13 protein-coding genes are annotated in these 15045 nt (G+C 57.5%); 8 read left to right on the top strand and 5 right to left on the bottom strand.

What is annotated here, in order from left to right:
• Positions 1–93: 93 nt before the first annotated feature.
• Positions 94–1326 carry a bifunctional glutamate N-acetyltransferase/amino-acid acetyltransferase ArgJ gene (gene argJ / locus RISK_RS19565; RefSeq protein ID WP_047816016.1) on the bottom strand — a complete coding sequence of 411 codons (1233 nt, stop codon included), beginning with the start codon at positions 1324–1326 and terminating at the stop codon, positions 94–96.
• Positions 1327–1480: 154 nt separating this feature from the next.
• On the opposite strand from argJ, the gene RISK_RS19570 reads away from it, so the two are divergent.
• Positions 1481–2500, top strand: coding sequence for an ABC transporter ATP-binding protein (locus tag RISK_RS19570; RefSeq protein WP_047816061.1), 1020 nt, complete (start codon positions 1481–1483; stop codon positions 2498–2500).
• Entirely contained in the window at positions 2500–3483 is a 984-nt protein-coding gene (locus RISK_RS19575; protein WP_047816062.1) for an ABC transporter permease subunit, read from the top strand. The genes RISK_RS19570 and RISK_RS19575 overlap by 1 nt, the downstream gene beginning before the upstream one ends.
• A gap of 54 nt (positions 3484–3537) precedes the next feature.
• Here the strand turns inward: RISK_RS19575 and RISK_RS19580 are convergent, their stop codons facing one another.
• From RISK_RS19580 to RISK_RS19595, 3 genes are all read right to left on the bottom strand, one after another.
• The gene (locus tag RISK_RS19580; RefSeq protein ID WP_047816017.1) at positions 3538–5757 is read right to left on the bottom strand and encodes a GGDEF/EAL domain-containing response regulator; all 2220 of its coding nucleotides are present in this window, start codon (positions 5755–5757) and stop codon (positions 3538–3540) included.
• The gene (locus RISK_RS19585) at positions 5754–7757 is read right to left on the bottom strand and encodes an Hpt domain-containing protein (protein ID WP_047816018.1); all 2004 of its coding nucleotides are present in this window, start codon (positions 7755–7757) and stop codon (positions 5754–5756) included. The genes RISK_RS19580 and RISK_RS19585 overlap by 4 nt, the downstream gene beginning before the upstream one ends.
• Before the next feature lie 258 nt (positions 7758–8015).
• Complete coding sequence (locus RISK_RS19595) at positions 8016–8909, bottom strand: PP2C family protein-serine/threonine phosphatase (RefSeq protein ID WP_236696479.1); 894 nt, start codon at positions 8907–8909, stop codon at positions 8016–8018.
• On the opposite strand from RISK_RS19595, the gene RISK_RS33145 reads away from it, so the two are divergent.
• Both RISK_RS33145 and RISK_RS19600 read left to right on the top strand, forming a co-directional pair.
• Entirely contained in the window at positions 8898–9110 is a 213-nt protein-coding gene (locus RISK_RS33145) for a hypothetical protein (protein ID WP_236696480.1), read from the top strand. The two genes, RISK_RS19595 and RISK_RS33145, sit on opposite strands and share 12 nt — an antisense overlap.
• 98 nt (positions 9111–9208) lie before the next feature.
• Positions 9209–10432: an endonuclease/exonuclease/phosphatase family protein gene (locus RISK_RS19600; RefSeq protein ID WP_047816020.1), complete on the top strand. Its 1224-nt coding sequence runs from the start codon at positions 9209–9211 to the stop codon at positions 10430–10432.
• A 198-nt stretch (positions 10433–10630) separates the two neighbouring features.
• Here RISK_RS19600 and RISK_RS30110 read toward each other — a convergent pair whose 3' ends face one another.
• Positions 10631–11095, bottom strand: a complete 465-nt coding sequence (locus RISK_RS30110; protein WP_236696481.1) for an FKBP-type peptidyl-prolyl cis-trans isomerase — start codon at positions 11093–11095, stop codon at positions 10631–10633.
• A 182-nt stretch (positions 11096–11277) separates the two neighbouring features.
• Here RISK_RS30110 and RISK_RS19610 point away from each other — a divergent pair, with 182 nt between their 5' ends.
• The 4 genes from RISK_RS19610 to RISK_RS19625 all read left to right on the top strand — a co-directional run bounded on the left by RISK_RS19610 (position 11278) and on the right by RISK_RS19625 (position 15028).
• Positions 11278–12096, top strand: coding sequence for a sugar phosphate isomerase/epimerase family protein (locus RISK_RS19610; RefSeq protein WP_047816021.1), 819 nt, complete (start codon positions 11278–11280; stop codon positions 12094–12096).
• Positions 12097–12187: 91 nt separating this feature from the next.
• The gene (locus RISK_RS19615) at positions 12188–12637 is read left to right on the top strand and encodes an RbsD/FucU family protein (protein ID WP_047816022.1); all 450 of its coding nucleotides are present in this window, start codon (positions 12188–12190) and stop codon (positions 12635–12637) included.
• Positions 12634–14166 (top strand): SLC13 family permease, encoded by a 1533-nt coding sequence (locus RISK_RS19620; RefSeq protein WP_236696482.1) that lies wholly within the window; start codon positions 12634–12636, stop codon positions 14164–14166. The genes RISK_RS19615 and RISK_RS19620 overlap by 4 nt, the downstream gene beginning before the upstream one ends.
• A complete protein-coding gene (locus RISK_RS19625) occupies positions 14084–15028 on the top strand; it encodes an SMP-30/gluconolactonase/LRE family protein (RefSeq protein WP_236696483.1) in 945 nt (314 codons plus the stop codon). Before RISK_RS19620 ends, RISK_RS19625 begins: the two co-directional genes overlap by 83 nt.
• Positions 15029–15045 lie beyond the last annotated feature (17 nt).

Consider the following 15045-nt stretch of genomic DNA (forward strand, 5'->3'; position numbering starts at 1 on the left):
CACCCTATGGACACTATGGACAGATTGTCGGGTTGGTGGGTGGCACCAAACGGAGAGAGGGTGGGTGGCAACCTGCGTTCTTTCAAACCCCGTTCAGGTCGTGTAGAGCGAGTTGAAACGCACGTAGGCCTCGGTCAGATCACTGGCCCAGAAAGACGCCTTGCCCGTCCCGTCGCCGACCTTCAAATCTGCCAGCACCTCAGAATTCGCCTTCATCGCTTGGCTCAATTTCGCGGCGTCGATCGAAAGTGGCGTTCCATTTTCAAACACCATTACACCGTCCATCACGAGACAGGTCCGCTCCGGTTGAATCTTGGGACCCGCGTAACCAGCCGCCGAGACAATCCGGCCCCAGTTCGGATCGCCACCCGTGATGGCTGTCTTCACCAAGGGGCTGGCCGCGACCGTTTTCGCAATCACCAGGGCGTCCTCGTCGTTGGCTGCGCCCGAAACACGGACCTCGAAAAAGCGAGCCGCGCCTTCCCCGTCGGCCACCAGCATCTTCGCCAGTTGCAGAGCGACTTGCGTGGCAACTTCTTGCCACACCGCCAGCTCATCCGGACCAAATTCTTCAATGCCGTCGGATTCCGACATTCCCGTGCACACCAGCATCACGGTGTCATTGGTGCTGGTGTGACCGTCCACGCTGACTCGGTTGAAGGTTTCATTCGCGATCAGTTTCAGCGAAGCCTGCGCAGCATCGGGACCAATCGGTGCGTCGGTCATCACGACGCCCAACATGGTCGCCATGTTGGGAGCGATCATCCCCGCACCTTTGCACATCGCGGCGATCCGGTATTCGTGACCTCGCAGCACCACGGTTTGACTGACCGTCTTTCGAAACTGATCGGTGGTGCAGATAGCATCGGCCGAAGCCAAAAAGTCGGCTTCCGAATCCCCCAGTTTGCCCGCTGCGTCTTCGATTCCCGCTCGGACCTTTTCCATCGGCAACGGTTGCCCGATCACGCCGGTGCTCATCACCATCACATCACTGGCGTCGCACCCTGTCAATTTCGCCGCCAAGTCACACATCGCTTTGGCGTCTTGCATGCCTGGTTCGCCTGTGCAGGCGTTTGCATTGCCACTGTTGGTCAGCACCACGCGTCCAGTCGACGTCGGTGTTTTCGACCGCGTCAGCACGACGGGCGCGGCAACGATCTGGTTCGTCGTATAGACTCCAGCCATCACGGCGGGTCGATCCGTGACAATCAGCGAAACATCCGGTTTCCCACTGGCCTTGATTCCACCGGCTGCTCCAGCAAAACGAATTCCCCTGGGAAGGGCAAGTGGCGTTGGCGGGTCGTTCTGAGCTGCGTTTTCCGTCATGCTATTCCGTCGAGTTGGTTGGTGAACGGGATGTGCCCCAGGTGTTGATTGACAACAATCGACAATGCGGTGCCAAATCCCATTTGAATTCGATCCCTCGCCGATCTATCAGCGTCCAAGTTTCGTCCTCTCAATCAAATTCCACAAGTCGCCAGTGACCGCCGTTTTGAAACCGTCCGACGCACTTCTCTCTGACCCCCACACGGGCGATTTGGTTCGCTGCGAAAATCTGACCAAACGCTACGGTGATTTCACGGCCTTGTCCAACTGCAGCCTGAAGGTGCGTCGCGGAGAAGTGTTTGGGTTGCTGGGACCAAATGGAGCGGGAAAAACCACGCTGATTCGAACACTGCTCGGGTACTTGCACCCGACCTCAGGAAGTTGCACGATCGACGGGTTGGACCCGGCAGACGATTCCGTGGCCGTTCGACGACAGGTCGCCTATCTGCCCGGTGACGCTCGATTACCACGGCACATGCGAGGCAAGGGGCTGCTGGAATTCTTTGCGGAAATGCATCCCTCGGGTGATCGCAAACGCTCCTTCGACGTCGCCGATCAACTCGAACTTGATCTCTCCCGCCGCGTTGCCTTCATGTCAACTGGCATGCGTCAGAAACTCGCCTTGGCCGTCGTCTTAGGTCCCCGCACGCCCTTGTTGATCCTGGACGAACCCACCGCGAATTTGGATCCGACGGTGAGAGCCACGGTGCTGGACTTGGTGTCATCCGAACAAACGCTCGGTCGAACCGTGATGTTCTCATCGCACGTGCTCAGTGAAATCGAACAAACCTGCGATCGAGTCGCGTTCCTTCGCAAAGGCCAGATGGCCCATGAGTTGGCGCTGGAAGATTTGTTCCAGCGACATCGCGTGACTGCGCGACGCACGGATGCATTCCCTGACGAGATTTCAATCCCTCCCCAACTCGCCGAGTGGATTGGCGGGATCACCCAAACCGACGACCGCGTGCAAATCAGCACGGCAGGTGATTTAGCTCCGGTGCTACCTTGGCTCGCGACGCTCCCCATCGAACAAGTTCGCATCGAACCTTTGGGCCTGCATGCCATTTACCAATCGGTGCACCTGGGCGAAACACTCCCGCAACTTCAACCGCTTGCTATCACCGATTCCGTTTCGCCAGCTTCCGTTTCGCCGACATCAGAGGGAGACAAATGATGCATGGGCGTGACATCGGAATCGACCGGATGCTGATCCGAAAATTCGTTGGCCAATCCAGCTTGCTGTTTTCAGCTTTAGCGGTGGCCTTGTTCGCGTTTGGATGGGTGCGAGTCTGGGTGGTGAAGTTGCTGGACATGGGTCAGTTCCAAACCATCCTGGAACAGTTCCGCGACTACGAGAAGTTTGCTCCCATCGAGTTCGATGCGCTGTTCACGTATTCAGGCCGCGTGGGGATGACGTTCGATGAACCGATCGTGATTCTGTGCACCGTGATCTGGTGCATCGCCCGTGGCAGTGACGTGGTCAGCGGCGAACTCGGACGCGGCACCCTGGAAATGTTGCTCAGCCAACCAATCAGCCGGGCTCGTTTCATGCTCTCGCACGCCGTGGTCAGCATTGGCGGGTTGATTGCATTGTGCCTGGCCCTGTGGGCAGGGATGGGCGTGGGCGTGCACCTGACAACACTGTCCGAAACGATTCCGCCGCCTTCGGTTCGCGTCCCGTTCCTGGGATTCGAATTGCCACTGACGAATGATCCGCCGGTGGAACATTCCTTCCCGATGAGCGACCGAGTGGACTTGAGGATCTACACCGCCTCGGTGTTTCACTTGTTCGCGTTCGGTTTCTTCTTGCTTGGTTTGAGCGCGTGCTTCAGCAGTCTGGACCGATATCGCTGGCGCACAATCGGCGCCGTGATGACCGTCTATGTGATCCAGCTGATCATGTATGGACTCGGAAAAGCCGCGGAGCCACTCGCGTTCTTGCAGGGAATGTCCTTCTTCAACTGCTACAAACCGCAACAAATGACGTCGCTGGTTCGAGACGGAAGTCTTTGGTCCCCCTGGAATCTCTCAGTGCCCATGGATGGTGGTTGGTTGCCACCGCTGGGTTACCCCATGCTGCTGTTGGGGCTGGGAATGGCGTGTTACGGGATCGCGTTGGTTGTCTTCACCCGCCGCGATTTGCCAGCCCCGCTTTAGCCGATGCTGCGATCGCCTGATCCGAGGATCAATGATTCGTCACAATCGAAGCATTCACAACCAGTGGTGGTTGATCATTTCGCTGGCGGCATCCGGTTTCAACGGGTGCGAGAAATAGAAACCTTGGACAAAGTGGCAACCAAGGTCCTGCAAGCGTTGCAGTTGGGCGCGCGTCTCCACGCCTTCAGCGACCACGTTCAATTCCAAGCTTTTGGCCAGCGCCAAAATGGAACGGATCAACGCTGCGTTCTTGTCCGAATCGAACATCGAATCGACGAACGACCGATCGACTTTCAAGATGTCCAAGGGCATTCGGTGCAAATAGGACAACGACGAATACCCGGTCCCAAAGTCGTCGATCCCGATCGTCAGCCCGATCCTTCGCAACTCATGCAGCAACTCGATCGTGCTCTCGGGGTCCTGCATCAACAGGCTCTCGGTCACTTCCAGCTTCAAACACTCGGGCTGAAGTTGTGTTTCTTCCAGTGCTTCGTTCACGGCTTCCACGAAACCCGACGCGGAAAGTTGGCGGACCGAGACATTGACACTGATCATGATCGGGCGGCCGAATTCCACCTGCCACAGCTTGGCTTGCTGACAGGCTTTGCGAAGCACCCACTTTCCGATTTCGACGATCAGTCCGTTGGACTCTGCAATCGGAATGAACATGTTCGGGGACACGGTTCCATGCTCGGGGTGTTCCCACCGCAGCAAGGCCTCAAAACCTGCCGTCGTTCCGTCGCATAGCTGAACCATCGGCTGGTACAACAACGTCAGCTCATCGCGGTCGAGGGCATGCCGCAGTTGCGACCCGAGTTCCAAACGCAGCATGTTCTCCGCCAACATGTCCTCGTTGAAGATCGCATACGGCAACTCCGACTGGTTCTTGGCGAAGTACATGGCTGTGTCGGCGCGGACCAGCAATTCTTCCGCCGTCGCCTGAGGCTTTCCTGATTCCGGATCAAATTCCGAAACCGCAATCCCCATGCTGGCCTGAGTCAAAATTTCGCGATCGCCCACCGGAAAGGGGGACCGCATTTTCTCGTGCAAACGCATCGCCACCGCAACGGCTTCATCGACGTGCCGGATGTTTTCCAACAACACCGCGAATTCGTCCCCGCCCATGCGAGCGATGATGGCATCGGACTTTCGCAGGGAGGTGTCCAACCGAGATGCGATGCTGACCAAGAAGTCATCGCCGGCGTCATGACCGAAGTGATCGTTGACCAGTTTGAAATCATCCACGTCCATGAAGATGACCGCAAATCGGTTTTGCGGGTTGCGGGATTGATGGTCAACCGAGCGCTGCACGCGGTCATTGAACAGCATTCGATTGGGAAGTCCCGTCAGTGCGTCGGCGACTTTGCCTTCCGTGATGTCGGTCAACGACCCAGCGATCCGGTACGCGGTTCCGTGAGAATCTTTGACCGCCAACCCGCGGCACAGCATCCAGCGGTAGGTTTGTTTTCCATCCTGCATCCGCAGTTCGGTTTCGAAGTGGTCCGTTTCCCCGCAGAGATGAGCCTCCAGATCCAACTGCACTCGGCGTCGGTCTTCATGGTGAATCAAATCCATCCATTCCGAACCGTGCGGGGTCCAGCTCGCACCATCCAGGCCGACCATGCAACGCCAACGAGGCGACAAATACAGTTCTCCTGTGACGAGGTTCCAGTCCCACATCCCGTCGTTGGTGCCGCGTGCGGTCAACGCATACCGTTCCTCACTTTGCTGCAAACGCTGCAATGCCGATTTCAATTGCAACTGCGTGGCAATCCGCGCGAGCGTAGCGGCGGGATCCAGCGGCTTGCAAACATGGTCATTGGCACCGCTGTCAAACGCACGGAGGACTTCGTCGGGATCACTTGCCGAGGTCACCATCACGATGGGCAACTGCGACAAATCCATCATTTGGCGAAGCAAACGCGTCGTCCGAAACCCATCGAGGTCCGGCAAATCGACATCCATCAAAACCAAGTCAACATGCTGTTGCTGGACCGTCAAAATGGCTTCGCGCCCGCACGCTGATGACAAAACCTTGTAATGTCGGTACTGCAACATCTGGATCAACGTTTCCCGAGTCGCCTCGTCACCTTCCACCACCAAAATGGTTTGAGTGTCCGAGCAATTTGCGACCGGGACGGTGCAATCATTTCCAATCGCGGCATCGGGCGTCATCAGAGATGCATCCCGCGGCGAGACAGCGGTGAACGCCAGACTCTCGGCAGCATCCAACTGATGCAACACATTCATTGGATCCGAATGGAACGTGCTCACGACGATTCCTCCAACAGCGACTGCATCAAATCAATCGTCTGAGTGACGCGGCCTGCCAACGCGTCCACGCAAGCGTTCACACGTTGGGTGTCTCTCGAAATTGCGTGAGCCTTCAGTTCCGTCGTCAAGTCCGCCACCGCCGTCAAGGAATGATCTTTGGCGGCTCCTGACATTTGATGAGCCAAACGTTGGACGGATTCCATGTCCCCCCGTTGAACGGCCGAATGGATCTCGTCGATGCGTTTGGGCATCGAGGCACACATCACCTCCATCACCACCGCGGACAACGCAGCATCGCCGCCACATTCGGCCTGCAATGCTTCCAGACTGAGAAGCATCGACGTCTCCAGCAGTTCCGCATTGGATTCGGGTGTGCTCTCGCCACCTTCCAATGCATTCGCTGTGGACAGCCCTCCGATTTTCGCGATCGACGTTTCTTTCACCACGATGTCATGCAAGTGCAACGAGTGGCACTGTTCACAACTGTTGCTGGAACTGGGGTCATCCGAATGGATCGCTCCAATCATTGCACTGCGAAGACAACTTTGCCGAATGGGTTCAGAAACCGTCCAAACCCAATCCGGCGTCCGCAGTCGTTGTTGGAAACTGGATTGGCATTTTGTTCCACGCGATTGAATCCGGATGTTGGCAGAGGTGGCCAGCAGTTCCAGCGTTTCCTTCGAAAGCGATTGCCGTGTCGCAAAGATGGCCTCATCGATCAAAATCGCGTCGAACTTCTGCCCCATTTTCTCATTGATGCGGATCCGCTGCAGCGCAACATCCAGTTCATCACAGTTGGAGGATGCGATCTTCCAACCTGCCAAAATCTCAGTCAGTGCATCTCGAGTCGCGGTGTGAGCCGTCACGATCAACACGCGAGTGTGTTCGCCAAGCACGGTCTCGGGGTGTTGGTCAGACTGAAGATCGGTGTCTTCCACCAGAGAGGTCTCGAAGGAAACCTCCAGGCAGCCGGACGGCAAGAATCGCGGGGTCAATCCGCTGCGCAAACGTTGTGCATAGCGGGATGCGATTTTCCACTCGGAGGGAAAGTGTTCCGGGTCGAATCGTTCTGCCAGCGTCTCTTCTGGTGTCCAAGGATGCCCTGCCATCCGGATCGCAAAGACTGCCCGACAGTTATTCTTTGCCACCACAATTTTGACGTCACCCCAATCAGTTTGGGAGGCAGCGTGATGCAACAGGTTTGCCAAAACACAATGGATCGTTTGCAAATTGCCTCGCACAACCGGCGGCAAACCGTGATCGATTTGGACCGTGATCCGGCGACCTGCGCGGTGAATTTCGGAGGCGACCGATTCCGCCAAGTCTTCCACCAGTTCACAGAGTCGAAACCCTTGCCGCCGTTCTCTGGCGTCCTGCTTGCCAGGTTCGCCCACCTCGCCAGCATCCAACGTCGAATCCGTTTCCGACTCCAAGTCCACCAGGTGCTCGATCGTGTCGCACAGAGCGCTGGTCATGCAGGCGGAGTCACTCGACCGGATCGATTCACGCACGCGTCCCAGTGACCAACGGACTTGATCGCACAGTTCAATCAACTGGACCTCTCGCGCCGCGGCGGTGGCCTTGGCAGACGCCAGCATCGCTTCGCTTTGAGACTGGCTCGCCGTCACATCGTGCACGGTGCCCAACCACTGTTCTAAATGCCCGGTGCCATTGCGGATTGGTATCAGTGTTTCCACGAACCAACGCGTTTGCCCCGCCACTCGGACCTTGGATTGGCACTGGGTGATCGGGAGATTGCGATCAAAGTACTCGCGAAACATGCGGCCGCTGCGACTCGAGGGCGAATGCCACGGGGCAACCTGACGCGGCGACTTTGTCGAATCGTTGCCCTTCGCCAGCAGGTCATTGATCGAATCGATTGCCAGGATCCGAAGCAGTGTCTCACTGGCTTCGATCATTCGTCCCATTTCGTTGAGACGATAGTACCCAAGAGCACTCGGGGGTGCCGTGGGAACGTCAATTCGATCGGACGAGGGCATGAGAAGAATCGAGCGGGGCGGCAAGGAGCGCAATCCGGATTCGAACGATCATGGGCGGATCGCCGAAATCAAACTGCTGTGGGGGCACGCTACAAACATGCCAGCCAATTGCGGGGGGCACGTCGACCGCATCTGTCAAAATGAAGACAGAATGTTTCTCCAGCCGAAACAACCGCACCAACCAGAACAACCGGAAGGGTTTGCCGACATGGAAGCCTTGAGCTTGATTCGAAGCATCTTGCCACCGGTGCCCGATGCTCAGCGCTCGTCCGGTAGCGTGTCTTCATTCGCGAAGGTTTGAAGTTCTTCGAGGCTCATCGATTCGTCCGAATCCGGCTGCAAATCACTCTCGTCATCCAAACTCACCAAGGGAACCGAACGAGGCGGGTCGTCTTGGCTGCTGGGTGCTTCCGCTGCCCGAGGACGACTGACCACCACGGTGATGTTGTCGACTCCACCAGCCCCGTTCGCCAAGGTGATCAGATGATCGGTCATGGCCTCGATGTCGTCACCGTATTGGTTGACAACCGACAACAACGCGGCTTCGTCGATGTAGCGGGTCAACCCGTCACTGCACAGAACCACGGTGTCATTCTCTTCCAACTCGACGCGGTGGACCTCGGCAATCAGGTCGTTGCGTCCGTGCCCCCCGAGAACGTTCCAGAGCACATTGGACCAACGACTTCCGGCCTCATCTTCCGGTTTCATCCCCCCGGCATCGACCAATTGCTTGGCCAGCGTGTGATCGGTTGTCAGCTGTTTGCACTTGCCATTGCGAATCAAGTAGCAACGACTGTCCCCCGCATGCACGACATACATTCGCGGCCAAACGATGTAAGACAACGTCAACGTCGTCCCCATCCCGCGATGCTCGGCAGTGCCTTTGGATTCAGACAGCAGTTTGGTATGAGTCTGTTGCAGCAATGCCTTCAATGATTCGATGAACGCTTCATCGTGGTCTTCATCCAAATGAAGAAACCAGTGGACATTGTTGAGCAGCTGAGCGATCAGATGATCAATGGCCAAATTGCTGGCTCGGCGTCCCGCCGCGTGGCCACCCATTCCATCCGCGACCACCAACAATTGCCCGCTGCGTCCCCCAAACAGCGTCGACTCTTTGTCCAGAGGCAAACTGGTGGAATGGATCTGCATCGACTTCCGCAGCTCAGCGATCAGGAACTGATCTTGATTGTCCCCCCGACGCTGCCCAACGTCGGTCCGACCGGCTGCGTGAATCTGTGCTTCTTTGTTCACTGGATCTCTGGGACTCGAATTGGAATCGACGTTCTCAACAGCACAATCGTGCACCATCCCGCACCAACCCATGACCATTCCGATCAACGTGTTCGCTGATCCGAGCCTTCCAGTCATTGTCAGGTGGGCGATGGCCTGCGAAAACGAACAACGTCTCGCGTTCCTCGCATTGTAACGTTCCCCCGTCCTGGTGGTTTATGAATTTGCGTCTGGCTTTGGCGGTTTCGTTCCTGTGGATTCCAGTTGACGTTTCGAAAGCGTCAGGGCAACAGGTTTCTCCTTCACCCAACATTCTGACGACACAACTGCCGGTGAACCAATCAACGGATACCGTGCGAGTCGCCTCCTTCAACGTTTCGTTGTACGGAAAGAAACCGGGGGACGTCGCAAAACGCTTGCTTGACGGGAATGATTCCCAAGCAACTGATTTGGCGCGTGTGATTCAAGCCATCCGGCCCCACGTCCTGCTGCTCTGTGAAATCGATCATGAACCGGACGGGCGGACGCTGAATGCCTTCGCGGACGAGTACCTGTCTCAGGGCGATTCTCCGCTGGAGTACCCGTATCGCTGGTCAATTCCAACCAACACCGGGATGCTCGGTCAACTTGATCTGGACAACGACGGCGACGTCGAACTCCCCACCGATGCTCATGGTTTTGGTCAGTATCCCGGGCAATATGCCATGGCGATCCTCAGCCAATACCCGATTGACCGGGACGCGGTTCGTACGTTCCAAACGTTCCGCTGGTCGACGATGCCAGGTGCCCTGCGGCCGATTGATCCAGCCACCCAACAGCCTTACCACAGCGACGAGGTTTGGAACTCGCTGCGATTGTCGAGCAAGAACCATGTCGACATCCCGGTGTTGATCCCCCAATCGGAATCCTCCCTGCAACAAGACGGTCGAAAGATTGAAACGGTTCCGCTGCACGTGCTGGCCAGCCACCCGACCCCGCCGGTGTTCGACGGCGCAGAAGATCGCAACGGCAAACGCAATCACGATGAAATCCGTTTCTGGAACGAGTACGTCACCAAGGCGAATGCCGATTGGATCGTGGACGACCACGGAACCGCAGGAGGATTGAAGGACGATTCTCTGAATTCACCGCCGGCGTTTGTGATCGCGGGTGATTTGAATTCCGATCCCAAGCAAGGCGACAGCTTGCGCAGCGGCATCGCCAACCTGCTCAAGAACCCTCGCGTCCAAGACCCGCAACCGACCAGCCCCCAACACGGCATCTCCACCGCGAAATTCGGCCGCAACGAGATTCGAGTCGACTATGTGTTGCCATCGAGCAACCTTGATCTCGTCGGTTCCGCCGTCGTTTGGCCGGACGCTCAAACGGAATTGGGAAAACAAATTCGCGCCACCGACCACCGAATGGTTTGGGTCGACATCCAATGGCCGAGCTCGAACTAGAGCTCATCTGCCGGAGCATCGCCGAAGCGGCTTGATCCGGCCTACCTGAGAAACCGATCACTCATGGAATCGAGTTTCCCCGGGATCGCGTTCCTTCCCCTTTTCGCGGAGCAACGCAAGCCGCCCGGTGCGGCGATCCCAGAGGGCTCCCGTCTTTCCACTGCAAAAGAAAGCGGAAAGCTGTTGCGGGACGTTATCTCAGCGGACGTCGTGCAGCTCGACTTTGAAGTGCAACGTTGCGTTGGGCGGGATCGTGGGCGGGCTGCCCATTGCCCCGTAGCCGAGTTCAGGCGGGACTTCCAGTTCGATCATCCCGCCTTCCCCGATCAATTGCACGCCTTCGGTCCAGGCTGGAATCACGCTGGAGAGATTGAAGTCCGTCGAATCGCGCCGGTTGTAGGAACTGTCGAACTCGCGACCGCCTTCCAGCCAGCCGACATAGTCCACCGTCACAAAACTTTCGCGTCCGGGTTTGTCACCCGAACCGACACGCAAAATGCGGTACTTCAACCCCGAATCCGTGGTCGTGAATTCCGTGGGAGCATCCGGGTCGGCAGGCCCAGGCGAACTGGTGCGGGTCGTCGGTGCGCATCCCAGTGACAGCATTGCGATCGCCAACACGAACGCGAGAGAAGCATGAGTGAGCTTGCTTGAATGGATCATCGTTTCAGTCGGTCGGTAGCAGCGGAATCGGAATGAACAGCACGGCAAAGCGAAAGAAGCATACTCCCGCCATCGATTTTCGTTGCACGTCTGCCATCTTGGGGCGTGACAGCCTACATTGTCAGACCGAGACAGGACCAGATCCCGACCCAAAACCCAAAAATTGAAGATCGCTCTGAATCATGCCTTTCCGTTACGCAATCTGCAACGAAACATTTGGTGACATGCCCGTCGAAGATGCTCTCCGCATCGCTCGGGAAGCAGGCTACACCGGATGGGAAGTGGCCCCGTTCATGTTGGCCGACGACATTTCCACCTTTTCCAAATCGGATCGTCGCGCCTACCGCGATCAAATCATCGACGCAGACATGCAGTGCGTCGGCCTGCATTGGTTGCTGGCCAAAACGGAGGGCTACCACCTGACGACGCGGGATGCGATCACACGAGCCAGCACGACGGCTTACCTCAGCGACCTGGCGGAACTTTGTTCGGACCTGGGCGGAAAAGTCATGGTTCTTGGATCGCCGCAACAACGCAATCGAACCGAAGGCCAAACGATTGAAGAAGCCATGGAATACGCGGCCGAGGTCCTGCAGGGCGTCATCCCAGCGTTGCACTCCCACGGCGTTCGAATCGCCTTGGAACCTCTCGGCCCGACCGAGGGTGATTTCCTGAACACCGCTGACCAAGGGGTCGAACTGGCTCGCATGCTTGATGATGACCACATCGGTTTGCACTTGGATGTCAAAGCCATGAGCAGCGAGTCGAAGCCGATCGAAACCGTCATCCGCGAACACGCCGATGCGATGATCCATTTCCACGCCAACGATCCCAACCTGCTAGGCCCCGGCATGGGCGACGTGCCGTTTGAGCCCATCATGAAAGCACTGGCGGATGTCGAGTACGACGGCTGGGTCAGCGTCGAAGTGTTCGACTATTCACCCGGCGCTGAAACCCTGGCTCGCCAAAGCATTGCCAATTTGAAAAACAGCGTTGCCTGATCGGCACCTCCCCCCACGCGACGGTTGCCCCTGCGAAACCGTCGTTGCCTTCCCCGCTCTGTTCCCATCGCATCTTGATCGAGGCGTCCCCATGCTTTTATCCAACTTGATCCACCCCGAGATTTCTGCCATTTGTGCGGCCGCTGGCCACCACAGCACCATTTTGATTGCGGACGGAAATTACCCCGCTTTGAATAAACGCGGGCCCAATGCGAAGCTGGTCAGCCTGAACCTCAGCCCCGGTTTGGTTTCCTGTGACCAAGTTTTGAAAGCCTTGCTTTCCGCGGTTCCCGTGGAAGCCGCGATGACCATGCAAACCGAAACCGACGGCCCTTACGCCCTCGATGGCGATCCACCGGTCTGGGAAGAATACCGTCAGTCATTCCAAGACGCCGGCAGCAGCGTCGAACTGCAACCACTCGAAAAGTGGTCGTTCTACGACCACGTGATCACCGACGACCATGTGCTGACCATCCAAACCGGAGACCAACAGCGCTATGCCAACCTTCTGCTCACCCTCGGTGTGCGGATGGATGGATGAGCTTCGAAAAACTGTCTCGCTGGATGCTGCCGATCGCTCCGTTGGTCGCACTCGGCATCTGCTGGTACGCCCATCAGGCTGGACTGTCAGCGCCCGCGACCGCGTGTGCTGGCGTGGCCATCGTGTGCGCGATGTGGTGGATTTTCGAATGCCTGCACATCGCTGTGGTGGGACTGCTGCCGTTTGTGGCGCTGCCGACACTGGGCGTGGTCAGTCACCGCGACATTGCCGTGGCCTACGGGCACACAATGATCCTGCTGTTGTTGGGCGGATTTCTGCTATCCGCCGCGATGGAACGTAGCGGGGCTCACCGCCGGATCGCGATCAACATGGTGCGATTGGTCGGCGGACGCGGTGGAAAACGCTTGGTGCTGGGATTCATGCTGGCCACCGCTTCGCTGTCGATGTGGATCAGCAACTCCGCCACCGCCCTGATGATGCTGCCAATCGCATTGGCGGTGCTGTCACAAGCCGACGATCCGAAATTGCGCGTCCCACTGCTGCTGGGGATTGCGTATTCGGCCAGCGTCGGTGGCATGGCGACTCCCATCGGGACACCACCTAACGTGGTCTTCATGGGCGAAATGCAAACCAAATTCGGTGTCGACGTCCCCTTTGGCACTTGGATGATGTTTGGCTTGCCCGTCACCCTCATCATGCTACCGATCATCTGGTGGTGGCTGACTCGAGCGATTGATGACGTTCGCCCCGTCTCGATGCCAAGCATGGCGCCGATCGCACGAAACGAAATTTTGATTCTAATTGTGTTTGCGGTGACCGCCTTTCTGTGGGTCTTTCGTTCCAGTCCACTGGGTGGATGGACGGGATGGCTGCCCTGGGATGGCAGCATGATTGGTGACGCCACCATCGCGCTGGCTGCGTCTTTGTTTCTGTTCATTTGTCCCAACGGCTTGGCCGACGGCGAACGCCTGATGGACTGGGAAACCGCCGCGAAGATTCCTTGGGGAATCTTGATCATGTTTGGTGGCGGCATGGCCCTGGCCACCGGCTTTGACCAATCGGGGTTGAGCGTCGCAATCGGACACCAGCTGGCCTTTTTGAAGAACGCCCCGCCATGGTTGATTGTTTTGTCGGTCTGTTTGCTCGTCACGTTTCTGACCGAAATCACCAGCAGCACCGCCACCGCGATGTTGCTGCTTCCCATCTTGGCGGCGCTGTCGCTGGAGGTTGGCCTGCCGCCCGAATTGCTGATGCTGCCGGGAACGATCAGTTGTTCCTGTGCGTTCATGCTGCCCGTCGCGACGGCTCCCAATGTGATCGTGTTTGGTGCCGGCGGCATTCGAACCGATGAGATGGCACGCAACGGTTTGTTCCTGAACCTGATCGCTGCCGTTGTGATTACGATGGTCTCCTTAACCGTCGCGGGAATGGACTGGATGCCGCGACTGGATCTTGCCCCACCAGTCCATGAAAGTGAATCCTCGAATGAATCCAGTACGTCGGCGGCTGTTGGCTTGGGTCGCAATCACATCTTCCTCGCTTCTGGCATCCCCCCTTTTCGCGGATGAACCTGACTCCAACGACGCCGCAACCCACTCGCGTTCCGTCGTCCAATCCGGCGCCACGTTGAAACTGGTCGGCGACTCCTACCAGTTCACCGAAGGCCCGATCGCGGACGATGATGGCAACGTGTACTTCACCGACCAACCCAACGACCGGATCGTTCGCTACGACGCCGCCACCGGGCAGTTGGCCGATTGGATGTCCCCCTGCGGTCGCAGCAACGGCCTCGACTTCATCGCGCCGAATCAGTTGATCGCCTGTGCCGACGCCAACAACGAACTGTGGTCCATCGATCTTCGCGATCAGTCGCACAAGGTTCTGATCGACTCGGTCGACGGGCGTCGCTTTGGTGGCCCGAATGATTGCTGGGTCGACACGAACGGAGCGATCTACTTCACCGATCCGCTCTACAAACGCCCCTATTGGAAGCACGAAATCCCCGCCGACAACCCTCGCGGCGTCTATCGTTTGTCCAAGGAAGGAACACTGACCCAAGTCGCGGATGACTTGGTCCAGCCCAACGGGATCATCGGCGACCCCGAAAACCGCCAGCTTTGGATCGCCGACATCGGTGACAAGAAAACCTATCGTTACGACATCGCCGAGGACGGATCGCTCGCCAATCGCAAGCTCTTCTGTGAGATGGGCAGTGACGGCATGACACTCGACCAGGAAGGCAACCTCTACCTGACCGGCGGTGCCGGAGTGACCGTCTTCGATGCCGGCGGCAACCAGCTGGAAACGATTGCTGTCCCCAAGGGCTGGACCGCAAACGTGACCTTCGGCGGCAAAGGGCACCAAGAACTGTTCATCACCGCTCAGGATTCGGTCTACACGATTCCAATGCGAGTCAGCGGGTTGCGCTGATTCGTTTTTGAAGTGTT

Origin of the sequence: Rhodopirellula islandica (assembly GCF_001027925.1) — a bacterium.
GTDB classification, from domain to species: domain Bacteria; phylum Planctomycetota; class Planctomycetia; order Pirellulales; family Pirellulaceae; genus Rhodopirellula; species Rhodopirellula islandica.

Bases quoted from the DNA above. Each gene is read 5' to 3' on its own strand.
- argJ (WP_047816016.1), bottom strand. From the start codon at position 1,326: ATGACGGAAAACGCAGCTCAGAACGACCCGCCAACGCCACTTGCCCTT.
- RISK_RS19575 (WP_047816062.1), top strand. From the start codon at position 2,500: ATGCATGGGCGTGACATCGGAATCGACCGGATGCTGATCCGAAAATTC.
- RISK_RS19585 (WP_047816018.1), bottom strand. From the start codon at position 7,757: ATGCCCTCGTCCGATCGAATTGACGTTCCCACGGCACCCCCGAGTGCT.
- RISK_RS33145 (WP_236696480.1), top strand. From the start codon at position 8,898: ATGGATCTGCATCGACTTCCGCAGCTCAGCGATCAGGAACTGATCTTG.
- RISK_RS19595 (WP_236696479.1), bottom strand. From the start codon at position 8,909: ATGCAGATCCATTCCACCAGTTTGCCTCTGGACAAAGAGTCGACGCTG.
- RISK_RS19600 (WP_047816020.1), top strand. From the start codon at position 9,209: ATGAATTTGCGTCTGGCTTTGGCGGTTTCGTTCCTGTGGATTCCAGTT.
- RISK_RS30110 (WP_236696481.1), bottom strand. From the start codon at position 11,095: ATGATCCATTCAAGCAAGCTCACTCATGCTTCTCTCGCGTTCGTGTTG.
- RISK_RS19610 (WP_047816021.1), top strand. From the start codon at position 11,278: ATGCCTTTCCGTTACGCAATCTGCAACGAAACATTTGGTGACATGCCC.
- RISK_RS19615 (WP_047816022.1), top strand. From the start codon at position 12,188: ATGCTTTTATCCAACTTGATCCACCCCGAGATTTCTGCCATTTGTGCG.
- RISK_RS19620 (WP_236696482.1), top strand. From the start codon at position 12,634: ATGAGCTTCGAAAAACTGTCTCGCTGGATGCTGCCGATCGCTCCGTTG.
- RISK_RS19625 (WP_236696483.1), top strand. From the start codon at position 14,084: ATGAATCCAGTACGTCGGCGGCTGTTGGCTTGGGTCGCAATCACATCT.